This window comes from Lachnospiraceae bacterium (assembly GCA_022794035.1).
Taxonomy (GTDB): domain Bacteria; phylum Bacillota; class Clostridia; order Lachnospirales; family Bianqueaceae; genus CALWPV01.
Genome location: JAAWDX010000007.1, coordinates 121,083 through 147,516 on the forward strand (window position 1 = coordinate 121,083; position 26,434 = coordinate 147,516).

The 26,434-nt window shown below is 46.8% G+C and carries 25 protein-coding genes and 1 pseudogene; 6 read left to right on the plus strand and 20 right to left on the minus strand.

Annotated elements, in window-relative coordinates:
- The 11 genes from HFE64_06850 to HFE64_06900 form a co-directional block, all read right to left on the minus strand.
- Nucleotides 1-510 (minus strand): DUF4364 family protein, encoded by a 510-nt coding sequence (locus HFE64_06850; protein ID MCI8633180.1) that lies wholly within the window; start codon nucleotides 508-510, stop codon nucleotides 1-3.
- A complete protein-coding gene (locus HFE64_06855; protein MCI8633181.1) occupies nucleotides 491-1,096 on the minus strand; it encodes a YihA family ribosome biogenesis GTP-binding protein in 606 nt (201 codons plus the stop codon). Before HFE64_06855 ends, HFE64_06850 begins: the two co-directional genes overlap by 20 nt.
- Nucleotides 1,093-2,397: an ATP-dependent Clp protease ATP-binding subunit ClpX gene (gene clpX, locus HFE64_06860; GenBank protein ID MCI8633182.1), complete on the minus strand. Its 1,305-nt coding sequence runs from the start codon at nucleotides 2,395-2,397 to the stop codon at nucleotides 1,093-1,095. The genes HFE64_06855 and clpX overlap by 4 nt, the downstream gene beginning before the upstream one ends.
- Nucleotides 2,398-2,411: 14 nt before the next feature.
- A complete protein-coding gene (gene clpP, locus HFE64_06865; protein MCI8633183.1) occupies nucleotides 2,412-2,999 on the minus strand; it encodes an ATP-dependent Clp endopeptidase proteolytic subunit ClpP in 588 nt (195 codons plus the stop codon).
- Nucleotides 3,000-3,124: 125 nt separating this feature from the next.
- Nucleotides 3,125-4,408, minus strand: coding sequence for a trigger factor (locus HFE64_06870; protein ID MCI8633184.1), 1,284 nt, complete (start codon nucleotides 4,406-4,408; stop codon nucleotides 3,125-3,127).
- Nucleotides 4,409-4,482: 74 nt separating this feature from the next.
- Complete coding sequence (locus HFE64_06875; GenBank protein ID MCI8633185.1) at nucleotides 4,483-4,698, minus strand: small, acid-soluble spore protein, alpha/beta type; 216 nt, start codon at nucleotides 4,696-4,698, stop codon at nucleotides 4,483-4,485.
- Between the two features lie 105 nt (nucleotides 4,699-4,803).
- Entirely contained in the window at nucleotides 4,804-5,634 is an 831-nt protein-coding gene (locus HFE64_06880; protein ID MCI8633186.1) for a hypothetical protein, read from the minus strand.
- On the minus strand, nucleotides 5,628-7,088 hold the full coding sequence (gene hemZ, locus HFE64_06885; protein MCI8633187.1) for a coproporphyrinogen dehydrogenase HemZ: 1,461 nt from the start codon (nucleotides 7,086-7,088) through the stop codon (nucleotides 5,628-5,630). Before hemZ ends, HFE64_06880 begins: the two co-directional genes overlap by 7 nt.
- Nucleotides 7,082-7,723: an MBL fold metallo-hydrolase gene (locus HFE64_06890; GenBank protein MCI8633188.1), complete on the minus strand. Its 642-nt coding sequence runs from the start codon at nucleotides 7,721-7,723 to the stop codon at nucleotides 7,082-7,084. The genes hemZ and HFE64_06890 overlap by 7 nt, the downstream gene beginning before the upstream one ends.
- Complete coding sequence (locus HFE64_06895) at nucleotides 7,723-8,178, minus strand: D-tyrosyl-tRNA(Tyr) deacylase (GenBank protein ID MCI8633189.1); 456 nt, start codon at nucleotides 8,176-8,178, stop codon at nucleotides 7,723-7,725. The genes HFE64_06890 and HFE64_06895 overlap by 1 nt, the downstream gene beginning before the upstream one ends.
- A 32-nt stretch (nucleotides 8,179-8,210) precedes the next feature.
- Nucleotides 8,211-10,514 carry a bifunctional (p)ppGpp synthetase/guanosine-3',5'-bis(diphosphate) 3'-pyrophosphohydrolase gene (locus HFE64_06900; protein ID MCI8633190.1) on the minus strand — a complete coding sequence of 768 codons (2,304 nt, stop codon included), beginning with the start codon at nucleotides 10,512-10,514 and terminating at the stop codon, nucleotides 8,211-8,213.
- Nucleotides 10,515-10,661: 147 nt separating this feature from the next.
- Between HFE64_06900 and HFE64_06905 the strand changes: the two genes are divergently transcribed.
- The 3 genes from HFE64_06905 (at nucleotide 10,662) to HFE64_06915 (ending at nucleotide 13,986) form a co-directional block, all read left to right on the plus strand.
- Complete coding sequence (locus HFE64_06905) at nucleotides 10,662-11,138, plus strand: peptidylprolyl isomerase (protein ID MCI8633191.1); 477 nt, start codon at nucleotides 10,662-10,664, stop codon at nucleotides 11,136-11,138.
- 288 nt (nucleotides 11,139-11,426) lie between these two features.
- The gene (locus tag HFE64_06910; GenBank protein MCI8633192.1) at nucleotides 11,427-13,034 is read left to right on the plus strand and encodes a DEAD/DEAH box helicase; all 1,608 of its coding nucleotides are present in this window, start codon (nucleotides 11,427-11,429) and stop codon (nucleotides 13,032-13,034) included.
- A 37-nt stretch (nucleotides 13,035-13,071) separates the two neighbouring features.
- Entirely contained in the window at nucleotides 13,072-13,986 is a 915-nt protein-coding gene (locus tag HFE64_06915; GenBank protein MCI8633193.1) for a DUF1002 domain-containing protein, read from the plus strand.
- 367 nt (nucleotides 13,987-14,353) lie between these two features.
- Here HFE64_06915 and HFE64_06920 read toward each other — a convergent pair whose 3' ends face one another.
- Nucleotides 14,354-15,631, minus strand: a complete 1,278-nt coding sequence (locus HFE64_06920; protein MCI8633194.1) for an MFS transporter — start codon at nucleotides 15,629-15,631, stop codon at nucleotides 14,354-14,356.
- A 165-nt stretch (nucleotides 15,632-15,796) separates the two neighbouring features.
- Between HFE64_06920 and HFE64_06925 the strand changes: the two genes are divergently transcribed.
- Complete coding sequence (locus HFE64_06925) at nucleotides 15,797-16,225, plus strand: helix-turn-helix transcriptional regulator (protein ID MCI8633195.1); 429 nt, start codon at nucleotides 15,797-15,799, stop codon at nucleotides 16,223-16,225.
- Here HFE64_06925 and HFE64_06930 read toward each other — a convergent pair.
- Entirely contained in the window at nucleotides 16,171-16,980 is an 810-nt protein-coding gene (locus HFE64_06930) for a polysaccharide deacetylase family protein (GenBank protein ID MCI8633196.1), read from the minus strand. The two genes, HFE64_06925 and HFE64_06930, sit on opposite strands and share 55 nt — an antisense overlap.
- 103 nt (nucleotides 16,981-17,083) lie before the next feature.
- On the opposite strand from HFE64_06930, the gene HFE64_06935 reads away from it, so the two are divergent.
- Entirely contained in the window at nucleotides 17,084-18,034 is a 951-nt protein-coding gene (locus HFE64_06935; GenBank protein MCI8633197.1) for an FAD:protein FMN transferase, read from the plus strand.
- Here HFE64_06935 and HFE64_06940 read toward each other — a convergent pair.
- The 3 genes from HFE64_06940 to HFE64_06950 all read right to left on the minus strand — a co-directional run bounded on the left by HFE64_06940 (nucleotide 18,031) and on the right by HFE64_06950 (nucleotide 21,723).
- Complete coding sequence (locus tag HFE64_06940; GenBank protein ID MCI8633198.1) at nucleotides 18,031-19,482, minus strand: MATE family efflux transporter; 1,452 nt, start codon at nucleotides 19,480-19,482, stop codon at nucleotides 18,031-18,033. The genes HFE64_06935 and HFE64_06940 overlap by 4 nt on opposite strands.
- A 125-nt stretch (nucleotides 19,483-19,607) precedes the next feature.
- Nucleotides 19,608-20,408, minus strand: a complete 801-nt coding sequence (locus HFE64_06945; GenBank protein ID MCI8633199.1) for an HAD family hydrolase — start codon at nucleotides 20,406-20,408, stop codon at nucleotides 19,608-19,610.
- A complete protein-coding gene (locus HFE64_06950; protein MCI8633200.1) occupies nucleotides 20,401-21,723 on the minus strand; it encodes an FtsX-like permease family protein in 1,323 nt (440 codons plus the stop codon). Before HFE64_06950 ends, HFE64_06945 begins: the two co-directional genes overlap by 8 nt.
- 760 nt (nucleotides 21,724-22,483) lie before the next feature.
- Between HFE64_06950 and HFE64_06955 the strand changes: the two are divergent.
- Nucleotides 22,484-22,558, plus strand: a pseudogene (locus HFE64_06955) (endoglucanase).
- A 960-nt stretch (nucleotides 22,559-23,518) separates the two neighbouring features.
- On the opposite strand, the gene HFE64_06960 reads toward HFE64_06955, so the two are convergent.
- From HFE64_06960 to HFE64_06975, 4 genes are all read right to left on the minus strand, one after another.
- The gene (locus HFE64_06960; GenBank protein ID MCI8633201.1) at nucleotides 23,519-24,223 is read right to left on the minus strand and encodes an ABC transporter ATP-binding protein; all 705 of its coding nucleotides are present in this window, start codon (nucleotides 24,221-24,223) and stop codon (nucleotides 23,519-23,521) included.
- Nucleotides 24,224-24,246: 23 nt separating this feature from the next.
- Nucleotides 24,247-25,419, minus strand: coding sequence for an efflux RND transporter periplasmic adaptor subunit (locus tag HFE64_06965; GenBank protein ID MCI8633202.1), 1,173 nt, complete (start codon nucleotides 25,417-25,419; stop codon nucleotides 24,247-24,249).
- A gap of 130 nt (nucleotides 25,420-25,549) precedes the next feature.
- On the minus strand, nucleotides 25,550-25,810 hold the full coding sequence (locus HFE64_06970) for a YlmC/YmxH family sporulation protein (protein ID MCI8633203.1): 261 nt from the start codon (nucleotides 25,808-25,810) through the stop codon (nucleotides 25,550-25,552).
- A 126-nt stretch (nucleotides 25,811-25,936) separates the two neighbouring features.
- Nucleotides 25,937-26,434, minus strand: coding sequence for a hypothetical protein (locus HFE64_06975; GenBank protein MCI8633204.1), 498 nt, complete (start codon nucleotides 26,432-26,434; stop codon nucleotides 25,937-25,939).

Consider the following 26,434-nt stretch of genomic DNA (forward strand, 5'->3'; position numbering starts at 1 on the left):
CTAATTCAACTCCTTTAATAAATTCCAATATACGCTCATCCCTTTTTGCAGCCATTGATTGCGAATGCGGTAGGCTGCTTCCTCATCCATTGCCGTTTTAATAAAATCCAGCACCAGCCTGTCATAGTCCCGCACCTGACAACACACCTCATAACGCCCTTCGCTCAATTGATTGATTTTGGCATCCACCTCCATCAGCGGGGACTCCTCCAAGCAGGAATTTTTGGCGTAATCCCGAATCTCTTCTCGAATACTGTGAGGAATACGGGCCCGAAACAATTCAACGACCTCTTCTCCCTGCGGATGCAGGGTATAATACAGCGTTTCCTGCACCATCATCTCCACAATCAGATTTCCCTCGCAAAGCTCCGCAATGTAATTCTGCATGGAAAAATAATCCATATAGTCTCGGAACAATACAAAATCACTTAGATCTGTTGCCTTGATATTCTCTTTTTCTCTAATAATGTATAAAAGAATCAGTTTATTTTCAGAAAGCTGTTGATCCATCCGGCTCCGCTCCTTCCAAAATCCGCTCCCAAAGCGCCTCTGCACCTATCTTCGTCTCTGAGGAATATGCCAGCAGATCCGCCGGATTTTGAAGCCCCAGCGCCTCCCTAAGCATTTTCTTCTGCTTCTCCAGCTGACTCTTTTTAATTTTATCACTCTTAGTTGCCACAATCACAGTAGGCACCTGATAATACCGAAGCCACTCCATCATCATCTGATCATCTGCGCTTGGTGCATGACGGATATCAATCAATAAAAGAACTTTTTTTAAAGATGCACGGTGCTGCAGATAATGCTCAATCACCTTTCCCCAGCGCTGCTGCTCTGTCTTGGAAACCTTGGCATATCCGTATCCCGGAAGATCCACAAAATACAATGTCCCGTCAATTTCATACCAGTTAATCGTTCTGGTTTTTCCCGGAGCAGAGCTAGTTCTGGCTAATGAACGGCGCCCCAGTAAAGAGTTGATTAACGAGGATTTGCCAACGTTAGATTTACCAATAAAAGCAATTTCCGGGAGACCTTCTTCCGGAAATTGCTTTATGCTGCCAGCCACTGTTTTTAAGGCTGCTTTTTGTCTATTCATGCGGTCTGTCCTTTGCGGGCGGGCGCTTTTCCGATATTATCCCGTTTCGGCTTTTCTCTTTCTTCTCCATACTGATAAATCGGTTCTCCCTTATGATCCACCATATCTGCCGTGATCGTTACCTTTTCCAGGTTATTCATGGACGGAATCTCATACATCAGATCATCCAGCACCTCTTCCATAATGGCTTTCAGTCCACGAGCCCCTGTTTTGCGTTCATTGGCTTTACGAGCAATGGCACGCAGTGCCTCATCTTCCATAACCAATTCCACATCATCCATCCCAAACAGCGTCTGATATTGCTTAAGCAATGAATTTTTAGGCTCCTTCAAAATGCGCATCAAGGCTTCCTCATCCAATAGGTCCAAGGCAACCTGCACGGGCAGGCGTCCCACAAATTCAGGAATGAGACCATACTTTAAAAGATCCTGCGGCAGCAGCTCATGAAAAATCTTTGCATCGATCTCTTGCTGCGTCTGCTGCGTACTGCCATCCAGATTAAAGCCGATCGTTTTCTGATTTGTCCTAGCCTTGATAATCTTATCCAGTCCGTCAAACGCACCGCCGCAAATAAACAGGATATTGCTGGTATCAATTTGAATAAATTCATGCTGCGGGTGCTTGCGCCCTCCATTCGGAGGCACATTGGCCACCGTGCTCTCTAAAATTTTCAGCAGTGCCTGCTGTACGCCCTCTCCGCTTACATCTCGCGTGATAGAGGGGTTCTCTGATTTACGTGCGATCTTATCGATTTCATCGATATAGATAATTCCATGCTCTGCCCGTTCAATATCATAGTCTGCGGCCTGAATGAGCTTCAAAAGTACGTTTTCTACGTCCTCGCCCACATAGCCGGCTTCCGTCAGCGTCGTCGCATCCGCTATTGCAAACGGTACATTGATAATTTTTGCCAAGGTCTGTGCCAGATACGTCTTTCCGGATCCGGTAGGACCAATCAAAAGAATATTGCTCTTTTGAAGCTCCACATCCTGAATCCGATCGCGCGCATGGATTCTCTTATAATGATTATATACGGCAATCGCCAGCGCCTTCTTCGCACTCTCCTGTCCGATCACATAATCATCCAGATATCCCTTAATCTCCTTTGGCGTCAGAAAATCTCCTGCATAAAACTCTTCTTCATACTCGGAAAACTCTTTTTCAATAATATCAGCACACAGCTCCACGCATTCATCACAGATGTATACTCCATTCCCTGCAATCAAACGCCGCACCTGTTCCTGACCTTTTCCACAAAAAGAACACGCTACTCTCTTCTTCTCATCGTTTTTTGAAGACATCCGTTTACCTCATATTATTTTTTTGTAATGATCTGATCCACAAGCCCATACGCCACGGCCTGTTCTGCTGTCAGCCAGTTATCCCGCTCGGTATCCTGCGCAATCACCTCAATCGGCTTGCCCGTATTTTCAGCCAAGATCCGATTTAAGCGCTCTCTTGTTGCTAAAATATGATCGGCCGTAATTTTAATATCGCTGGCCTGACCCTGAGCGCCTCCGGAGGGCTGATGAATCATGACCTCTGCATTGGGCAGCACAAAGCGTTTTCCTTTTTTACCGCCTGCCAGCAGGAAAGCGCCCATACTGGCTGCCATTCCTAAGCAAATTGTGGATACGTCGGCTCTTACCAGCTGCATAGTATCATAAATAGCAAGTCCTGCCGTCACAGAACCGCCCGGGCTATTGATATAAAAATGAATATCCTTATCCGGATCCTCTGAATCCAGAAAAAGCAGCTGAGCAACCACCAGACTGGCAGTAGCCTCATTGACCTCTTCTGACAGCATCACAATTCTTTCCTTTAAAAGTCTTGAATAGATATCAAAGGACCGTTCACCCCTGCTTGTTTCTTCAATGACATATGGCACTAATGCATTTCTCATATTCTCTATTCCTTTCTTTTATCCTATAAAATACCGCTGCCGACATCTTCCTATATGCACAAGAAACGACTTTAAGCCAAAGTCGTTTCTTGTAATCATATCCTGCGCGGCTCTTTCCTTCTCTATCAGGCCTTTGCGTTTTCTGCAATAAACTCCAAAGCCTTCTTTGTCTTTAGCTCAGCTTTCATACTCTCAATTTCTGCCTCGGTAATGGCGGCCTTCAGCTTGTCTGCCTCCATGCCGTACATCTTAGCCATAGACTCCACTTCTGCGTCCACATCCTCCTGTGTCGCCTCCAGATTCTCTGCCTTCGCGATCGCTTCCAGCACCAAGCTCTCTTTCAGACGACGCTCTGCTTCCGGACGAACCGATTGACGCATACCTTCTAAATTGCTGCCCGTCATCTCCATGTATTTCTGCATATCCATTCCCTGATAACGAAGCGTCTGCGCAAATTGATTGATCATTTGATCACACTGCTCCAACACCATGGGCTCTGGCATATCCATTTCCGATTTTTCTACTACCTTGCCAAGCAGCTTTGCTTTACGGGATTCCTCCACCTGCTTTGCTTTGCGCTCTTCCAATGTTTTTCTGGTATCAGCCTTGTATGCCTCCAGCGTATCAAACTCAGAAATTTCTTTTACAAGCGCATCATTGATCTCCGGCACTTCATTGTACTGAATTTTCTTTACCGTCACTTTAAACATAGCCGGCTTGCCTGCCAGATCCTTCTGATGATATTCCTCTGGGAATGTTACGTTGACCTCGCACTCATCCCCTATGTTCTTTCCTACCAGCTGATCCTCGAAGGTATCGATAAAGCTATGAGAGCCTAATTTCAGATCATGGTTCTCTCCTTTGCCGCCCTCGAAAGGAGTTCCATCCATAAAGCCTTCAAAGTCAATCGTCACAATATCATCCATTTGCGCAGCTCTGTCGGTAATCTCAACCATACGAGCATTGCGTTCGGCAGCTCTCTTAATTTCTGCCTCTACATCCTCATCCGATACAGAAGCATCCTCTGCTTCTACCTCAAGGCCTTTATACTCGCCCAGCTTCACTTCCGGTTTAACCGCTACCTCACAGGTAACCTGAATCGGCTTTCCCTCTTCGATCGTATCTACATTCACTTCCGGTCTGGACATAACCTCCAGCTCCAGCTCTTTCACGGCCTCATCATATAATTCGGGCAGCACTGCATTGATTGCATCTTCATAAAAGATCTCTTTGCCGTATGCCTTTTCGACCAGCTTACGGGGTGCTTTTCCCTTGCGGAAGCCGGGAAGCGAAATCTGCTTTTTCGCTTTATTATAAGCGACATCCATCGCCTTCTCAAACTGCTCCGGGCTAATTTCCAGAGTAAGCTTAACCATGCTGTTTTCCAGCTGCTCTACCTGATGATTCATTTCGATATCCTCCTGATGTATCTAATTGTACAATGACATTGATTCCTAAATTAGCATTATACAGTATGACCCTGTTAAGTGTCAACATGTTTTTCTTCCGATATGAGTCGTTTTCGTTTAGCCAGAAGTCCGCCGATCCGTCCGGTCTCTTTGGCCGTCAGTCCCTTCCAGCCTACTGCCTGTACCTTTTCAAAGAGCCCCAGCTCCTGGGCAATCTCATATTTCATTTTTTCCTGCGGCCTAAGTCCCTCTACTTCCTTTTGCGTCTGCGGTATTTTCCGTTTTTTCATGGTAACTCTCCTTTTATAAAACGTTTGGCCTTCCGTATTTCTTCTTGCCTCCGTGCAAAGTGTTCCACAAAAAAACCAAATTTATACAGCGTCCTGCCTGTTTTGCTAGTCAACCGCCGTTTTTCCGCGCTTTAGCTCCTCCAAATTCAAAAATAGAATTGAAAGCGCAATATATCCGTATATATTCCAGACTGAAAGCAGCACTGAAAAAATCACCTGAATAGCAAAGGAAAGCAAAGGAATGGTGATCTGAGCGGTTATACTGCTCAGCATATAGTTACATACCATCAAAGCACCGCCTGTAAGCAGTAAAATAACGGCATAATTTCCAATTGCCTTTCCCATCCGTCCCTTTAAAACAAAGGCTACATAGCGAAAGCCGTCAAATCCAAAGCGCCCGCGCAGCGCCGCCGCATTACAGATAAAGCCATGCAGCAGGTTATACATCACGGCTCCCAGCAAAATCAAAGGAAAAGCTAAAAGCAGCATTCCCGGCATCATCAGCAGCAGCCCTGCGGCCATTCCTGTGCTGAATAAAAGCAGCATCAGCAGCATAACCGTAAACGCTGCCCGCAGCCACATTCTAAGCCCCCGATAAAAGGCCGTGCCAAACGCCAGCCTCTCCTCATCAAAAATCTGATTATGTACCATCACTGCCGTAACCAGCACAGCAGCCATCTCCAAAAACGAAAGGCCGATTTCCCCTTTATAAATGCCCAGCAGCTGGTTCCATAGCTCCTCCAGGTTTTCTCCTGACAGATCGATCTGCAAAAGCGTATACTGCGTCAAAAGCTGCACCGGCAAATACACTGCAATCATCAGCAAAATAAAAGCGCCAAAACGTTCATTCAGCAGCGCAAAAGCCTGCTGCAAAATCTCCCGCAGAAGCAGCGGCCTCTCCGAAATTGCCTTATTGAACTCCCTTCGCTCTAGCATGCCGCAAGCCCTCCCTTCTGCTTTCTCTGTATCATTTCATCAATTCTGCGGATATATTCCTCCACTCCTTTTACATTAGGAACCCGCTCCAGACGGTTCTCCTCCGGAAAATATACTTTAGACACACCGCCTGCCCCAAACGCCAGAATGGTTTGTCTCTCCTCCATAATCTCAATATTATACAGCCCTTCCTTTCCCGGTATGCTGTATCCTACATTCTCAAAATTCCCCGCCATATTCTTTTGCCGGTACATATAATACGGCTGCATTCCCATCTCTGCCGCTGCTTTTGCCGTAATGCCAATCATCTGGTCAATTGTTTCATGTGAGTCCTTCAGAAGCTGCTTTGCCTGGCCCTCTTCATTCATCCGGGATGAACGCTTAATCGCCAGTGTATGCACCGTTAAATTCTCCGGCCTCAATTGTTTAACCTGCTGCATAGAATACAGCACGTCCTCCGTTGTCTCCTCCGGAAGGCCTACGATAAAATCCATATTGATCATATGAAACCCAGCCTCCCGCGCCATATAAAAGGCCTCCTGCACCTGCTGCACCGTGTGCCGGCGCCCGACCAGATCCAGCGTGCGCTGCACCATGCTCTGGGGATTGATCGAAATCCTTGTCACTCCCATCTCCTTTAACACATGCAGCTTTTCCGGCGTAATCGTATCCGGGCGCCCCGCCTCAACGGTAACCTCCCTCAGCCTTGAAAAATCGCACAGCTCATCCGCTGCCGCCAGCACCGCCTTCATCGCGTCCGGCGTCAGCGTTGTCGGCGTTCCTCCGCCCATATAAAAGCTTTGGATCCGCCTCCCCTCAAGGAGATTGGCACTTTCTCTCATCTCCTTTAAAAGCGCCTCTGTATAAGATGAAGCCCATTTATCATAAGCCCGCTGATCATGACTTCCAAAGGAGCAATATGAGCAGCGCGTCGGGCAAAAGGGGATCCCTACATAAACGCTCACATCTGTGCCGGTATGATTCTGCAAAAGCTGCCGCTCCTTATCCGCGACGGCGGCGCATAGCCTTGCCTTATCCTCCCGCAGCCGATACGCATCCTGCAAAATCTGCTCGGTCTCCGTCAGGCTCTTCCCCTGATCCAAATAAGCATAGGCAACCTTAGAGGGCCTGACCCCCGTCAAAATCCCCCACGGCAAAGAACATCCCAGCACCTCCAGTATCACCCGCTTTGCCCAGTTCTTTTCCGCCTCTCCCTGATAAATATGCGACCGCTCCTTTAAGCAGGCCTCTCTGCAAAGCAGCCCCTGCTCATCATAAAGACTGGCCTTTGTCTCTCCCTCAGAAAGAATAATCCCTCTAACGCCCTCCTGCGGCGCATCTAAAACCCGCGTCATAGGAAGTACCTGACGAATCAACGTACTCAGCTCATAATGGTGCTGCGCCGGCGCAACCAGATAAAATGTTTTCTCCACCGCTTCTCCTTCTTTTACCATAAAAACGGATTTTCCTTCCGCTCTCTGCCAATCGTCGTTTCCATGCCATGTCCCGGAAGCACCCTCGTTTCATCCGGAAGCCGAAGCAGCTTTTCCCGAATCTGCCGTATCAGCTCCGCAGCCTCTCCATGATACAGATCCGTTCTTCCTACCGAACCGGCAAAAAGCGTATCACCGCTAAACAATATCCCCGCTTCCGCATGATAAAAACACAGACTGTGATCCGTGTGGCCAGGCACCTCAATGGCCTGCCATTTTTGGCCGGCCGCCTCAAACGCCTCCTGATCCGATACATACCGTCCATTTTGCGGCAGTGCCGCAAGCAGCTCATCCAGCACCTCTGCCCCCATACTCATGATCGGATGAGAGCGCTCCTGCATATAGGCTATCTCCTGACCATGAATCCAGATGGGCAGGTGCCATTTCTGCGAAAGGGCTGCCGCGGCGCCGACATGATCAAAGTGACCATGTGTAATGGCAATCCCCTCCGGCAATAGCTGCCGGTGCTCAATATGACGGATCAGCTGCTCGGCTTCCGCTCCCGGATCTATGATCAGCGTCCGGCGCGTCCGTTCATCCGATACGAAATAGCAGTTAGCACAGTAGCTTCCTACTTCTATTTTTTCTATCTGCATTAAAACTCCTTATCGCTGTCTAAAAGCAGCGTTACCGGGCCGTCCAGCTCGGCTGCGATCTGCATATCAGCCTGAAACACCCCGGTATGCACGGGCACGGCCGCATGCTCTTTGGCATATTCCACAAATCGGTTATAGATCGCTGCGGCCTCATTCACAGGCGCTCCGCTGCTGTATCCGGGCCTGCGGCCATGCCGGCAATCTCCATAAAGCGTGAAATTAGAAACCAAAAAAACGCTGTATTCCTTGTCGGTCACTGATTGATTCATTTTCCCATTTTCGTCTTCAAAAATCCGCAGCTGGAGCAGCTTATCCAGCATATATTTCATTACCTTTTCATCCTCGTCTCCGCTCTGGATCCCGATCATAGCCAGGATCCCCTGCTGCATTTGATCATGAAAGGCCCCGTCTGCTGTCAAGGTGACCTGCTTCACCCTTTGTAAAACCATCCGCATACCCTTTTCTTTATCTCCCTTCTATCTTTTCATCATGCATTAGCGCGCAGCACGTCATACACGCCCGGCACCTGAAGCAGCTTTTTTACAAGCTGTTCAAGCTGACTTTTGGCCGTAATTTCCACCGAAATAGAAAATATATTTTCCTGATTGTTTTTGGTCCTTCTAACTGCCAGCGAATCGATATTGATATCCTCGTGATTGATAACGCTGCTGATATCCATCAGAAGTCCTTTTTTCTCTGTCGTAATCACCTGAATGGTCGCGATAAAAGTATTATTTCCTTCTGCGGCTGCGCCCCATTCCGCCTCCAGAAGACGCTTTCTCTCTTCCTCTGGCAGATTGATAATATTAGGACAATCCGTTCTGTGGATCGATACACCCCGGCCTCTGGTTACATAGCCTATGATCTCATCGCCAGGCACTGGATTGCAGCATTTTGAAAAACGGACGGCTACATCATCCAGCCCTTTAACAATAATCGCACTCTTTCCCTTATGAACCTTGGCTTCATTGGCAGAGGGCTTGTTTTCATTTCGCTCTGCCGCCCGCTGCGTCAGCTGATCTAAAAACTCCTCCTGCGTGATCTCTCGTTTTTTCTTTTTGTTATATTCTTCATACAGGCGGTTCACAACCTGTCCTTCTTTTAATCCGCCGTGACCGATGGCTGCCTGAATGGATTCCCAGTCCTTAAAGCCGTACTTTCTCTGCACGATTTCCATCCACTCCGGCTGCAACAGCTCATGTGCTGGGGGCAGGCCCTTTATTTTAATATATTTTTCAATCAGCTCTTTGCCTCTGATAATATTTTCCTGCTTCTTTTCTTTTTTAAACCACTGATTGATTTTGTTTTTCGCCTGCGAGGTTTTCGCAATATTCAGCCAATCGGCGCTGGGGCCTTTGCAGTTCTGCGAGGTCATGATTTCAACCTGATCGCCAATTCCCAGCGTATAATCCAGCGTCACGATCTTGCCGTTGACTCTGGCGCCCACCATTTTATTGCCTACAGCGCTGTGAATCTGATAGGCAAAATCAATAGGCGTGGATCCGGCAGGCAGGTTAATCACATCGCCGCGCGGCGAAAAACAATATACGCTTTCCTGAAATATGTTTAAATCATCCTTGAGCGCACTGATAAACTCATGATTATCATCCAGATCCTTTTGCCACTCCAAAATTTTTTGCAGCCATTTCATTTTTTCCAGCTCGCTGGTATCCTCGGCGCCTGTTTTGCCTTCTTTGTATTTCCAATGAGCGGCAATGCCGTACTCAGCGGTCCGGTGCATTTCCCATGTACGGATCTGCACCTCAAACGGACTGCCGTTTGGCCCCATCAATGTGGTATGCAGTGACTGATACATATTGGTTTTAGGCATGGCAATATAGTCCTTGAAACGGCCCGGCATGGGCAGATACATTTCATGAATCACGCCCAGCGTACCATAGCAGTCCTTCACGCTGTCAACGATCACCCGCACGGCAACCAGATCATAGATCTGATCCAGCGTTTTATGCTTGTTCACCATTTTTTTATAGATACTGAAGAAATGCTTAGGACGTCCGTAAACGGAGGCCTTGATATCCATTTCCGACAGCTTTTCATGAATCTCGGCCACAATCCCGTCGATATAATGCTGCCGCTCTTCTAATTTGACATGCAACTGCTTAGAAAGATCATGATACACATCCGAATGAAGATATTTTAAGCAGAGGTCATCGAGCTCGACCTTCACCTTGCTGATACCCAATCTCTCAGCAATAGGCGCATAGATATCGAGCGTCTCTCTCGCTTTTTCCTTTTGCTTGTTTTCATCCTTATAATTGAGCGTCCGCATGTTATGCAGCCTGTCCGCCAGTTTAATCAGAATTACACGGATATCCTTGGCCATGGCCAAAAACATTTTTCGATAATTTTCTGCCTGAATCTCCTGCTTATCATTAGTTTTATAGGTCAGCTGCTTTAGTTTAGTCACACCGTCCACTAAAAGCGCCACCTCATCGCCAAATTCCCTGCGGACATCCTCCAGCGTAATTTCCGTATCTTCTACCACATCGTGCAGCAATCCCGCTATGATGGACTCCAGATCGAGCTCCAGCTCCGCCAAAATGATGGCCACATGAAGCGGATGAATAATATATGGCTCTCCCGATTGGCGCTTCTGTCCCTCATGCGCCTTTTCTGCCAGCAAATAAGCCTTCTCAACCTGCGTCAGGTCAGTTGAGGGATGATACTTAAGAATATGTTCTACTAACTGATTATATAAAGGATCCATATACCTTCCTCCTGCTTCGACGATCCATAGGGATAATAAACCTATTATATACAGTTTACCCATTGATTTCAACATTTTTCTATCCAGAAGAGAAACCACTTGGCTTCCTGAAAGACTTCTTGCAGCTTTTTCCTAATTTTGTTATAATCTTTTGTAGGATGCTGCATGGCATCCCCATTATAAAGCTGATTTATTTTTAGGAGGATTATCATGATTACCATCACTATGAATACCGGTAAGCAAATCAAGCTGGAGCTCTATCCGGAGATTGCGCCCCTGACTGTGCAAAATTTTATTGATTTAGTCCAAAAAGGATTTTACAATGGGCTCACGTTTCACCGTGTCATCTCTGGATTTATGATTCAGGGCGGCGATCCCGAGGGCACTGGTATGGGCGGTCCCGGATACTCTATCAAGGGCGAATTTAGCCAGAACGGTGTGCCAAACAGCTTAAAACACACGCGCGGCGTTATTTCTATGGCCAGAGCTATGAATCCTGATTCCGCAGGCTCTCAGTTTTTCATTATGCATCAGGACGCTCCTCATCTGGACGGTGCCTATGCTGCCTTTGGTAAGGTCGTTGAAGGCATTGAGGTCGTAGATGAAATCGCTGGCTGCGAAACGGATTTTCGCGATATGCCCCTTGAGCCGCAGGTCATGACCGAGGTGACCTACACCGAAGCATAAAGTACGATACAAGACCGCAACGAATTTTCAAAGAATTGTTACAGTCTCTTCATTTTAATTTCATTTATCTTTAGTACAATACAAGCATCCCCTTCTTTTTTATGAAAGATCCCCTCTTACACAAAAAAGAGAGAAAGGCGCGTCGGATCCCCTCTGGCGCGTTTTTCTTTTCCGCAAAGAAGACTATCTTTCCGCCTCCATCTATGATAAAATAAGCTCACAGAAGCGCGGTGCGGCGTTTTATAAACCACGCCCTCATGCTAAAGCGCTTCGGAATGGAGATTAAATATGACGCAGACTTTTACTTCCCTCGGTATTGATGAGGATATCATAGCCGCCATCCGCGATCTTGGATATAGCGCTCCCACCGAAATCCAAAGTCAGGCAATTCAAAAGCTGATAAAGGGATTTGATTTAATCGGGCAGTCCCAGACCGGCACCGGCAAAACCGCCGCCTTTGGCATTCCGTTAATTGAACTGATCGACCCTGATGATAACCGAATGCAGGCTACCGTGCTCTGTCCTACCCGTGAGCTCTGTCTTCAGGTAACAGAGGAGCTGCGCAAGCTTCTCAAATATAAATCAGGCATCCGCGTCATCCCGATCTATGGCGGGCAGCCCATCAGCCGCCAAATTCAGGAGATGAAGAAAGGCGTATCTATTGTTGTCGCCACACCCGGACGTTTTCTGGATCATCTTCGCCGCCATACACTTCGTCTGGATCAGGTACAAATGGTTGTTCTGGATGAAGCAGATGAAATGCTGAATATGGGATTTCGGGAGGATATCGATCTTATTCTTTCTCAAATGCCGACGCCCAGACAAACGGTTCTCTTTTCTGCTACTATGTCGGAGCCGATCCGTCAGCTCGCTGCCTCTTATATGGAAGCGCCGATCGAGATCCGCACCACTCCGCAGGATCAGCTTACCGTAGATCAGATTGAACAGGTCTATTTTGAAATGAAGGCTAAAATGAAACCAGAGGCTCTGCGCCGCCTGCTTGATCTCTCGCGTCCGGCCGGCTGTCTGATCTTCTGCAATACCAAAAAACAGGTGGCCGCTCTCACAGAATTTCTTCAGAAGCAGGATTACCCCGCTGACGGCCTGCATGGTGATCTGCGGCAAAGTCAGCGCGACCTTGTGATGAAACGCTTCCGCAAGGGAGAAATTGCCATTTTAATTGCAACGGATGTTGCAGCGCGCGGTCTGGATATCCAAGGAGTTGAGCTTGTCATCAATTATGATATTCCAGAGGAGCCGGAGGCCTATGTTCACCGTATCGGCCGCACGGCCCGCGCAGGACGCAGCGGTACTGCCTATAGCTTTGTTGTCGGCCGCGAGCTTAGCCGACTGCAGCAGATCATGCAGTATACCGGATCTATGATCAATCCGCGCCGTCTCCCCACGCTTCAGGAGATAGAGGAGGCGCATAGAGTCCATCTCTTAGATCAGCTTCGCTCTCTTATTAAAGAGGGAAAAAATGCCAAATATCAAGGCACCGTACAGCATCTAATGCAGGAGGGGTACTCTGCAGAGGAAATTGCCTCTGCTCTTTTGGCTCATATTCTCTACACGCCTGATGCCCCTTCTTCTTCTTCGGAAGATACCTTTTCCAAAATGCCGACCAAGGTAAGCCCTGATGATTTTCAAAATGCTTCGATGGTCAAGCTGCATCTCAATTTGGGCAAGCGGCATAAAATCCGCATCAAGGATATTGTCGGCAGCATCGCCGGAGAATGCGGCATTCCTGGTTCTGCTTTGGGACATATTGATATTTTAGAAACCTTTTCCTTTGTAGAAATTCCTTCTTCCCTGGCTGCAGAGGTAATCGAAATCATGAATGGAAATGAAATTAAGGGAAAAAAAGTAAAAATTGAGCTTGCTGAAAAGCGTTGATACACATTTTTAAGTGTGAAGAATAGGAGGTTATAGTATGAAACGACTGACACAACTTTTAACAGGTATCCTGACACTGGCGCTAACCCTTGCCTGCTTTTCCTTGCCTGCAATGGCAGATGCCGCTGCCGGTGATACGGTAGCCATTTTAGGAGAAGATTTGGATGATGAAGAACGCAGTGCCCTTTTATCTCAGTTTGGCGCTACCGAACAAACCGTTTTACTCACCATTTCCAATGCAGAGGAGCATGAAGCGCTCGATGCTTTAATTCCCTCCGGACAGATTGGCACCAAAGCGATCAGCTCCGTCATGATCACTTATAAAGAGCCCGGCTCTGGACTGCGTATTCAAATGAATCATATTACGTATGTAACCCCCCAAAGCTATGCGGATGCATTGACCACGCTGGGGATCACCGATGCCGATATCTTAGTATCCGCTCCCTTTGATGTCTCCGGTACAGCAGCTCTGACCGGTATCATGAAGGGCTTTGAAAAGCTTACCGGTCAGACGATCGATGAGGATGTGAAGGCTGCCGTCAATGAAGAGGCTCTTGTCTCTACTGACCTCAGCCAAGAGCTTGCTGAAAATCAAGGCGATCCAAACGCACAGGAAACGGTCTCGGATATTATCAGTGATATTAAGCTGGAAATCAGTGAAAAAAATCCTCAAACAACCGAAGAGGTCGAGGCCATCATCCGCGAAGTTCTCCAAAAACACGGCATCACGATTTCCGACGAGCTTTTTCAGCGGTTAGTATCTTTATTTGATAAAATGAAAGATCTTGATATTGATTGGAAACAGGTTGCCAAAAGCATTGAAACCAACGCCAATCAGCTTTTTAACGATTTGATTCAAGGCGCTCAGTCAGAAGAAGCCCGCAGCTTTTTCCAAAAAATCGGCGATTGGTTTGCTGATCTCTGGGCTCAGATTAAATCCTGGTTCTCCTAATTGTTCACCGGCGGCTGCCTAACTTTATTCAGCTAAATGCAGATGGTTTCCGCCAAAATCAGCAAAAATAAAAAAATGGTGGAAAAAATTCCACCGCTTCAGGCTTACGCCAGGCTTGGCGTAAATCTGCCAATTGACGTAAAAAATTCTGTTATTCTGCTGTCTTCCGCCATATGTGGCTGAAAAGACTCAGCCACATATGGTCAGTAAATGAGCTGTGGCTGAGTTTTTTCAGCTATAGATTGTTTCTTCAGCCATGGTTAGCATAAAAAATTGAGCTATATCGTCCATTTCCGCCATTGGCGGCGGAAGAAAAGGCTTACAGAATGCGATAGCAAAGCAACGTCTTTGTCGCTTTCCTTTGATTCTATTTTTCTGTCTGTTCTATCCTTTTGCGCCCTGCCAGTAAAATCCCGCCGCCGATCACAAATAATAGGATAATACTTAAAATGGCATAAGAGGAGCGGCCTGTAATTGTTGAAATCACGGAATAAAGAAGCGGCCCCATGACGGATGCAAATTTCCCGAAAATTTCAAAGAAGCCAAAATACTCATTGGACCTTTCTTTGGGAATCATTTTTCCAAAATAGGAACGGGACATTGCCTGGATTCCTCCTTGGGAGGTGCCGACTAAAACGGCTAAAATCCAGAAAATCACAAGTGCCTGATGATTTGTTAAAAATGCCTGTTCCATACCAAAGCCCATGATAAATCCTAGAATGCATACCAGTGTATATACGCCGATACCCATCAGGATCACACGGATGCCGCCGATTTTTTCGCCCAGCTTGCTAAACCAAATCGCAAAGGGTACGGCGACGATCTGCGTCACCAGCAGCGCTAATACCATGCCGGTAGAGCCTAATCCTAAGCTCGTTCCATAGGCGGTAGACATTTTGATAATCGTCCCTACGCCATCGATATAAAAGAAATAGGCAATCACAAAAAAGCGCAGACGTTTATCTTGCCAAATTGCTTTGGCTGTGTGGGCAATATTGTGAAAGGTCTCCTGCAGCACACCCTTGCCCTTACTCTCCGTATGATATTTCTGTTTTACATGGCGTAAAAAAGGAATGGAAAAGAGTCCCCACCATACTACAGTAATCACAACAGAAATCCGCACTGCTTCTGCATTCGACAGACCTATTTTATCGTGAAGCATGACCAGCGCAATTGCAATCAAAAAGGGAATCGTGCTGCCTCCGATGTATCCCATCGCATAGCCCCACGCCGAAACTCTGTCCATCCGCTCCTCATTCGTTACATCCGTCAGAAATGAATCATAACATAGACACGAGCCGCTGAAGCCAATCGCACCTACTACATAGGCGCTCAGCAAAAGCCGCCAATCTGTAATCAGTGCGCAGGCTGCCGTCCCCAGCATTCCCAAAATCCAAAACACGATAAAAACTTTCTTTTTATTTCCTTTTCGGTCTCCCAAGGCGCCTACAATCGGGGCCAGAATTGCCATGACCAGCGTGGCAGCGGAAGATCCGTAGCCCCACCAAATATCTCCGCTTTCTCCTGCCACTCCTGTAAAATAGATAGGAAACAGAGCCGCCATCATAATCGTTGCAAATACAGAATTGGCCCAGTCGTACATGATCCAGCTTTTTTCTTCTCGGCTAAACTTTTTCGTATCCATGGGAAACTCCTTTATTAAATTGATTTGTAATATTTTTATTATATCATTTTGACATTTCATGTCAAGTTTTCTGTTTTTATGATATAATATGCTATTCCTATATGGTGAAATCTGGGATATACTACAAGCAGCTTATATACTTTTGATCTTAAGGAGCTAACTGATATGCGCAAAAAATCAAACTTTGATTATGATTTTTCAGATATGGGGCGTCGGATCCAAATTCGCCGCAAAGAGCTGGGGCTAACCCAGGAACAGCTTGCTGAAAAAGTAGACTGCAGTCTCACTCACCTTTCCCGCATAGAAGGTGGGTCAAGACCCAGCTTAGAGTCTTTGATCCGAATTAGCACACTACTGGGCTATAGCCTCGATGATTTAACCGGCCTATACCCTGCTAAAAATCCTTATTTAAAAGAACTTTGTGATCTTTTCCTACAGCATTCTACGGAAGAGCAGCAGATGGCACTTCATGCAATGCGCCACTTTTTTCATCTGCTGGATCAAATTAAAGCACGTGTCAAACAAAAGGAGCCTCTCTCCTACTCTTCCGTCTCTTCTGAAAAAGTCACAGAAGAAACCTGTGCTAAGCCCTGAAACTGCCGCCCCGTATGATCAAGCTCATACGGCGGCTGATACAGAAGCTCAGACGCGCACCCAATCGTATAGCCCTGCTCCTCTAAACGGCTCAGCAGCTCATCCAGTGCCTGCGCTGTATATTTCGTATCATTATGAAATAAAATAATCGCGCCGTTTTTAAGCTCCTTATGGTTCAGCACCTTCTCCTGGATTTCCGCTACGCCGTATTCTTTCCAGTCCAGACTGTCTACCGACCACTGGACGACCTCATATCCTAAATTTCTGGCTGTGCGCACCACCTCATTATTATAGGATCCATACGCCGGCCGGTACAAAACAGGCGCCGCTCCTAAAAGGCGCTGCATCTCAGCCTCCTGATCCTCGATTTCTTTTTTTAATGCCTCTCCCTTTAAGCTAACCGGATCCAGATGCTGATCGCCGTGATTGCCGATTTCATGACCAGCATTATAGATCTTCTTCGTTTCCTCTGGATGATTACGAATCCAGCACCCGCATAAAAAGAACGTTGCCTTAACCTGGTGAGCCGCCAAAATGCCAAGCAGCGCATCCGTATCACTAGCTCCTGCCGCCGCATCAAAGGTAATGGCAATTCTCTTTTCCGGCGTCTCTACGCTATAGATCGGCAGCTCGCGCACTCCTGTGCTGGATACCTCCAGCGTCTGCAGCCTCCAGCCATCCAGTACGGCTACCGCACAGGCAATAAAAAGCAGTACGCCGCACAGCATAAACCCCAGTGTTCTTTTTGTAATCACCCAAAACATAGTCATTCCTCATTTTTTATTCTGCTGTTTAAGCTATATGCGCTTTTCTTGTCCATCTTGTCATTCAAATTTCAAATACAACAAGGATCTTTCTATGAAAAAACTATGCTCCCTTTTCTTAATCGGTATACTGCTGTTAACCGCCTGCCAAAAGCCGCAGGCCCAAACCTCTGTCTACTATGACTTATTTGATACCTATTGCCGTTTTACTGCTTACGGACTCAGCACTGCTGAATTTGAGACCGTTTCCGAAAAACTGCATGCCTTTCTGCTGCAGTTTCATCAGGAAACCGACATCTACCATCCCTATGACCATATCACCAATCTTTACAGTATCAATCACGCCGCAGGCGAAAAAAAGCTCACGGTCTCTGATCAGCTGATGGCTTTTCTGTATTTTTGTCAGGATGCCTACACGGTCTCACAGCAGCGGGTTAATGTGATGCTTGGCGCCGTCACAGCGCTTTGGCATCTGGGACGCGAACAAAATACCGTTCCCGATCTGTCATCCCTAACCAACGCCAAGCAGCATACTCAGATAACCTCGCTACAACTAGACGCTGATGAAAGCACGGTCTATATCTCAGATCCTCTAGCCTCTCTTGATGTAGGCGCTTTAGCTAAGGGGTATGCCGGGCGTCTGGCCGTCGCGTTTTTAAAGCAACTTGGCGTTGAAAATTTTTTACTGGATCTGGGCGGCAACCTATGTGCATACGGAGCCCCTTCCGGCCGCGATCAATTTACCATTGGCCTGCAGGACCCCTCTGGCGAAGAGGGCACCTATGCCTGTACAAAACAGCTTCAGAATCAATGCGCTGTCACCAGCGGTGATTATCAGCGGTTCTATGAAGTAGAGGGAATAAAATATCATCACATCATTGATCCGGATACCCTTTTTCCTTCCGTCTATCATCACTCCGTCACGGTAATACACGAAGACTCCGCTATGGCTGACCTTCTTTCCACCGCTTTATTCTTATTACCGGAGGAAGAAGGCACCGCCTTAGCGGAGTCCTATGACGCAGTCGTCATCTATTTAGATTAAGCTGCTTTTTTATTTAATGATTTGATCTGTTTCCATTTTCCGGATCGGAACCGTGCAAAAATCAAGGTAGTTCTCAAGATCTGATCCAGCGCCATCGCAATCCATGCGCCTTCCAATCCCATTCCCAAGCCATGAATGGCAAAAATTGCAAATCCAGGACGCACCAATAATACCGTAATAAAGGTCACGATTGCAGTTGCCTTGGTGTCACCGGCACCTCGCAATCCGCCGGCAATGATAAACTGAGAGGACTGGAACGGCTGAATAAAGGCCATAACCATTAAGATCTTAGCTCCCATATTGACAATCTCAGCTTCATTATTGTACATGGCCACAATATTGCCGCCGAAGAAGAAGAATACACAGGCAATGCCCAATGCAATGATAAATCCAATTCTTCGTGTTCGCTTACAATATGCCTGTGCCATGTCCGGCCGCTTTTTCCCTAAGCTTTGTCCTACTAAGGAAGTCGCAGAAACAGCAAAGGCCTGACCGCTCATAAAGGAAAGCGCCTGAATATTCATACATACCTGATGAGTTGCATAAGCAATGGTTCCCAGAGAAGCAACTGTTTTAGTATAGATAATCATACCGGCACGCATCACCAGCTGCTCAATCATAGCCGGGAAGCCAATCTGGAAAATTTTCTTAAGCTCCTGCCAGTTTGGCTTAAAGCCTTCTCTGACATTCAGATGCAAATACCGCTTTCCTCTCATAATATAGAAAAAGGCATACGTAAAAGCAACAAACTGTCCGATAATTGTCGCCAAAGAGGCGCCTGCAACTCCCATTTCCGGGAATCCAAAATGTCCATATATCAAGAGGTAATTAAAAATTACATTGACAATATTAGCCGTCATATTGTATATCATAGCGGTTCTTGAATCGCCCACGCCTCTTAGCGAGGCTGTCACTGTAGTTGTCAGCGCCATGAAAACAAATCCGATCATCTGAATCCGCAGATATGTCACGGCTCCCTCTAACGCCAGCTCATCCTTAGCGCCCATAAAGATGACCATCGGTCTTGCAAATATGTAGCCAAGTACAGAGGCCAGCGTGGAAAATACAAATGTCAGCAAAATCGCCTGTCTTAAGATCATATTGGCCTTCGCCTGTTCGCCGGCTCCCCGATACCGCGCCACCATAGCGGTTGCACCTACGTTCATAGCCGTAAACATGGTCATAAGCAGGAATTTAGGCTGTGTTGTCAGCCCTACGGCTGTTAATGCCCACGCTCCCAGCGATCCTACCATCATCAGATCCACCATAGACGCCAGTTGCGTGAGCATAAGCTCCACAAAAGACGGCCATGCAATTCTGACAATATCTTTATATAGCATCCCCGATGTAACCTCAGGGGGAAGTGTATTGGAAACCTTTTCGTTTTTACCAAAACCTTCAGCGCTGTCATCTCCAAATTCTACTTCATCCAGCGCTGTTTTAATCATCTTAACTTTTTTTTCTTCTGCCTGTGCTTCCGCCATTTTATCCTCCTATTCTAGCACCTCAATTTAGTATACTAGTATAGTATATAGGAATCTTTCTTAAATGTCCAGCACTTTTTAAAATATATTTAAAAAACTTCTTCCTTGCTTTCCTTCAGCATCTGATTGATTTCTTGAACTGGATCGGCAGTAACTCGGCTTGCCTGCTGCTTTACCGGCGCCGGAGACCACTGCATGGCAAATGCCAGACCTGCTTCCTGAAACATAGAGATATCATTATAACTATCTCCAAAGGCTGCTACCTCTTCTTTAGAAAATCCCTTTTGCTTCATGAGCTCTCGCAGCGCACTGCCCTTGCTAACGCCTAAAGCCGTAAAGTCCATCCAAGACCTGCCCGAGACCACTGCCTGAACCTTTTGATCCCACCGCTCTGCCAAGTCCGCACTGACTTTGTCGATTCCCCCTTCCCTAAAAGCAGAAACCTGCAAACAAGCTTCCGGGATCTCTTGTAGATCACGCACAATTTGAACGGGATAACGCACTAGCTCTTCCATACGATGCCGATATCTTTCTGTTTTCGGCTTTATATAGCAATACTGAGCCGATGTAATTAAAAACTCACAGTCTGCCTGCTGCTCAATGTCCTGCGCAATCGCCAGTGCCGTTTTTCTTTCTAACGGATTTTGATATAGAACCCTTTCATTTTGCAGCATGAGCGTGCCATTGGCACAGATAAAAATCATTTGCTCCTGCAAGGGGCCCCAGAGCCCCTTTAAACTCATATAGGGCCTTCCTGATGCAACAACCATCAAGAGGCCCTTTTGAATGGCCTGAGCGGCCGTATGCAGAACGTTTTCTTCTAAAGCATACTGACCGCTCGGCAAAAGTGTACCATCCATATCGCTCACGATACATTGTATCCTACTCATACCGCAGCGCCTCAATCGGATTCAGATTAGAAGCCTTTACAGACGGGATCAATCCAAATACAATGCCGATAATCACAGAAAATAAAACCGAGATCACAATAGAAGGAATACTGATCGCCGTCATCGTTTCCGTCATAACCGCGATCACCTTCGCTAAAATGAGGCCGGTAAAAATTCCCAGAACGCCTCCAATGCTGGTGAGCACCGCTGCCTCTGTCAAAAATTGACCCAGAATTTTACTCTTCTGTGCTCCCAAGGCTTTCTTCAGCCCGATCTCCCGTGTTCGTTCTGTGACGGATACCAGCATAATGTTCATAACGCCAATGCCGCCTACCAAAAGAGAAATACTGGCAATCCAGATCAAAAGCTGATTCGTAGAATTGCTCAGCTCCTGCAGCTGTTTGGCCTGCTCGAGCAGATCCTCATTCTTATATAGCAGATTGTTTCCCTCTGTATACCCGGCGCCCTGCTCCTCCTCAGTCATCACCTCGTCCGCTGCCGCTGCTTCTACGGCAGAAAGTCCGGCATTAGCATTGAGGATTTCCGCTGTTTTTTTGCCTGCCTGCGTCATATCATCGGTTGAAGCTGCTTTAACCGCAACTGTCTGCGGCTCATCATACTGATATAGAACAGGCCACATAGAATCCGGCACCATCACATTGCCTGCGTTTCCCTGCCCCATATACATATAATATTCCTCTTCGGTCTGAATCACTGGCTGAAACGATTTCGACAAATTCACAACGCCAATCACCGTAAAGGGCTCTTGGCGAATCTCAATCGTTTTTCCAATGGGATCCTCATCCTGAAACAGTGCCTCCGCTGCGGCCTGATCCAATATAGCCACCTTGCGGCCCTCTGTATAATCCTTTTGTTCAAAACCCCGGCCTTTTTCCAGACGATATCCAAAGACGTCCATATAATTTGTATCAATTCCCAGCACATTGCCTCCGCTCAGCGCAATATCCATATGATAAACAGCATTATATTCCGAGCGGGTATGGTACAGACTTGCATTTTGCACTTCATCTAAATCTACAATCTGCCCTCTGACGTCCTCTGTGATCACAGGAATCTCCGATGGAATCGTTTCATAGGTAGGATCCAGCTCATAGCTGCCTCTATAAAGCTTGACTTTGACCGTGTTCGTACCCGAGCCAATCAGGTTTTGCTTAATCTGCTCATTGGTACCTGTTATGGTCGATACAATCGCAATAATAGAAGCAATGCCAATGATAATTCCCAGCATCGTCAGGAAGGATCTCATTTTATGCGACCAAATCCCCTGGAAGGATAATCGGATATTTTCTATCATAGTATGTGGCTCCTTCCTTTAATAATAATTTTCTTGGGCAATCTCTGTGCTCAGTCCCTCTTTTGCCAGATTGCCATACGGAAAAGCAATGTAATCCTCCATGCTGAGTCCTTCTTTGATTTCTGTATAATAGCCGTACAGGCTTCTTCCTTTTATAACGGGCTGTTTGATCAGCTTTCCATCTTCGCCCTGCTTCATCACATAGCTTTCGCCCTGTTCGGTCCGCACATACATATTAGGGATAAAAAGCGCCGACTCTGTTTCTCCGCTCTCTGATTCTCCCTGAATACTGATGCTCACGCCTTCACCATTGCTTAGCCCCTCTGTTTCATCAATAAAAGCAGTGAAGCGATAGAAAGAGACATTGGGGTTTCCTTCCGAATAGCTGTAATATCCGTCCGTTTCCGGATAATCCGAAATTTCTGTGATCTGTCCTGTATAGCTCATGCCTGTCATCCAGGAATTGATCACAATGGCCTGACCTGCCTGTACCTTTTCAAGCTGCAGCTCTCCCATGGTCCCCGTCACATAAAATCCTTCATCAGCCGTGACGACAATATACGGACTTCCCATTAGATTTTCCGGGTCGCCCACTGATTTTACAACGCCGTTTACTGTGCTTTTTACTGTAGCATCCGCTAACTGCCGCTCTGCCTTTTGATAAGCAATCTTAGCCAGCTTTAAATCAATTCCTTTTTCGGTGTACTCGAGCTCTTTCTCGGAGATCATCCGATCGAGTTCTTCTCTTGTATAGCCGCCGGGCACAGGATCCGGAATCGGGTCCGGTTCAGGCTCCGGTTCGGGTTCAGGCTCTGGCTCTGGTTCGGGCTCTGGAATTACCGGCGCCTTATCCGCTGTGAGCAGATAAATGCCGCCCTGTGTTAAAGAAATCATCACCACGCCATCTTCATTTGCCGTCAGCGCTGCATCCACTTCTGGATGCGTAATCCCATTAAAATGAAGATCCTGTGTGCTCATCGTTCCATTTAACGGATAATGAAGCTCATAGGAAGCCGGCCATTCCTGCTGCAAAACTGTTAAAATGGTAACCGTATCCCGAATGACTCTTCGCTCTACCTGCAAAGAGAAGGTACTGCCTGCCGGGAGTGATTCTGCAGCCGTTAAATCCGCAATGAGCGCATAGGCCTCTTTTCCCTCTTCCTGTATGGAAAAACGAACGAACTTTCCTTTTAAAGTTTCCCATTCCTCCGCCGTAATTTCTCGTTTCTCATCCTTGATCTCATAGCGCAGTGGATCCTCTTTTGTACCGCTGCCCGCAGGCTCCTGCGGCGGCTGCGGTACATCCGGCTCCGGCTTTGAAGACTCATCTGGGGCAGAAGAATCTGAATGATCACCGGATTCCTGCTGATCGCCTATGCCTGTCATAGAAGAAGAAACCGATGAGGCAGGGGTATTTTTCAGTTTTTCAATTTCCTGCGCCAGCATCTGCTGATACAGCTCTGCTGAGTCGATGCTGATTTTTTGTCTTTCCAGCTCTAATTCCTTTAAAGTGCTGTCATAGGTCAAAATAGGATCTCCAATCTGAACTTCAGCCCCCTCTTCCACATACACCTGCTTAACCGGTGTTGTGGCATCCAGATAGATTTCCTGTGTCTTGGCTGTCTGAATATACCCGCTGGTCATAAGCGAATCGTCCATCCCGCCTCCGCTGAGCATACTCACCGGCAGCACCTTGGCTACTTTAGCGCTTCCGCGGGAAACTGCCAGCCCGATTCCTCCGGCTACTATGCTCACGCAGAGCAAAGCGGACAGACAAATGGTAATGATTTTTTTTCTACTCATAGTCTTCCTCCTGTACATAGCCCCGGCCTGTTCGTTCTTCCATGATCTTTCCATCGCGCAGTACAATAATGCGCTTCGCACATTCTGCAATTTCCGGCTCATGTGTAATCATAATAATTGTAACGCCTTCTCTATTTAGTTCTTCAAAAAGCTTCATAACCTGAATACCGGCTTTTGTATCCAGTGCACCGGTAGGCTCATCCGCTAAGAGAACCTTAGGATGATTCACCAAAGCTCTGGCAATCGCTACTCTCTGCTGCTGTCCTCCGGAAAGCTGATTAGGCCTGAAGTTAAGACGCTCGCCAAGACCTACGCGCTCCAGCGCCTCCTTAGCCATCGGCTCTCTTTCCTTTCTGGGGACGCCGGCATAAACCAGCGGCAGCTGCACATTGGATAATGCTGTCTCTTTCGGCAGAAGATTAAACTGCTGAAAAACGAATCCAATCAATTGATTACGAATTTCAGCCAGCTCCTTTTCTTTTCGGCTCTGTATATCCCGCCCGTCCAGCTCATACCGGCCTGTCGTAGGCAGGTCCAGACATCCGATCAAATTCATCAAGGTTGTTTTTCCTGATCCGGAAGGTCCCATGATGGCGACATATTCTCCTTCGCCCACCTCCAAATCGATCGCTTGAAGCACCGGAACCGGCAATTTTCCCTGCTGATATGTTTTGGTAATTCCTTCCAACTTTACCATCTTCAATCTCCCTTCCGATGCAATCAGCTTATCGCTACTGGCGCACCTTCCTTGACCGTATCATCCGGCCATGCGATATAGCTCTCCTGTGTCAGACCCTCAAGGATTTCATACTGGCCCATGCTTTCATCATATTGTCCCAGCGTAACCGCCTGCTTTTGAATCTTGCCTCCGTCTTCTGTCCATACCGTATAGCTGCCGTCTTCTTCCTGCATAAGGTAGCCCTCATAAATCCAAATGCCTTCCGTATGAACCGGCACTGATTCTCCTACTTCAATATAAACATGCTGCCCCAGCATCAAGCCTTCATAGGAATCCAGCACAATATAAAAGGGATATTTAGACGACTGCAAAGAGGTATCCCCGCCCATACCGCCATAGTAATTATTCTGATTTCCCTGACTTGCATTTTCTGTATCAATTTCTGTAATGGATCCGCTCCATACCAAATCCTCTCTCACTCTGGAACGAACCGTGACGGCCTGCCCTTCTTGAATCATATAGATATTTTGTTCATTAATCAGGCCTTTTACGCGATATTCCCCCGTCGCCAGAATGGTCATGAAGCTTTTCGGATTTCCATACTCATCTGTTGTGCCATTTTCTTCGATAGAACGCACAACACCTGCCATCGTTGTCGTAACAATGGCCTGCTCAATGCTCTTTTGTGTTTTTTCAATCTCCATGGATTTGACTTTGCGTTCATATTCTGATTGCTTCAGATTGGCATTGCTCTCCTGGATCTGCATCGTATATTGCAGCTGCTGATCACTGGGAGCGTTTGCCTTTTCCCGTTCCAGCTCTGCAATTTTTTGACGCTGGCTCTCCAAGCTGTTGTCCAGCCTTTCCAGCTCTAGCTTTTGCTGCTCCAGCGACATACTGAGTTCCTCTGTATCATAGCGAAAAAGAGCATCGCCTTCTTTGACCTCATCGCCTTCCTTGACAAAAAGCTCTGCCACTGTTCTGCCGTCCTCTAGACGAATCTCCAATGTTTTCTGCGGTTCAACCACGCCGGCATACCGATTCTGAAGACCCTGCTGCGCTTGGTTAAGCCCCATTAGTTCTGATATCTGTGTGACAAATACTGCATCCTGCGATGCAGCCTCTCCGGAGCCGCGCATCCAGAAAAAGCTGATTGCAATAATCAGGGCCCCCAGAGCAGCGCCTCCTATCATAAGCCATACCTTTTTTTTCATCGAAATCCTCCTATTCGAAGCATACTTTGCTAAAAGCATTGTAGCATATTCCCTGCTTAATTGCACTGCTCTAAAGTGTAAAATTTTTGAATATAATTCTTAAAATTGCTTTAACTCTGTATATTTCAACTTAATCATGACATTCCCGCAGGCATCTGGACGGGTCAACATCGACCAAAATGATATCCTCTCCGATCTTGCAAATTTGTTTCCATTCAATCCAGTACTCGCTTTGCGTTCCGAAAAAGCCAAAAAGCTTTCCGGGCTCCGGCACCATCACAGCACAGATTTCTCCGCTGCAGGCATTGATCTCCAAATCCTGAATATGACCAAGACGGCTACCATCCCGCACATTGATTACATCCTTGCAGGATAGTTCTGAAAATCGTATCATGATACATCTACCTCTTTTTTATTTTCATTATATGTGCTTTTAAAGACCTCTCATTCCCTTTTATATGAATCTGCATACAAAAAGGCCCCGACCATTTTTTCTGATCAGGGGCCTATCTATTTATTATGAATGCAGTGATTTAGTAAAATGAAGAAGTCTGTGCATCTTAACTATGATGAGGATTCCGACTAAAGACTCAAGCCCCAGCAATATATAAGGGAGTACCGGCACCAAACTTAAAATAGGACTGCATATCTCGCATATCAGGATCAGAATCAGCGCCGTTTCCATCAGCTGATCCTGCTCACTTTTCTCCTTGCTGCCAGTTAGCCTTTTATGCGCCTGATATAGGCTACGTACAAGCAAAAATTGTCCGATAGCCGTTAAAAGAGTAAGCACAATCGAAATCAGATAAGATGTTCTTTCCGCTCCCGTGATGACGGCCACTGCCGCTACCGCGATGCTCAGCAGCAAAATTCGGGAAGAGTAGATCTTTTGATACTGCCATCCTCTAAAAACAGCAATAAACAAAAGAATATATCCAAAAAGATCCGGGAAAAAATCAACTCCGCCCATCCACACATCGATATATAAAAACAAAAGACCTAAGATTACCAGCAT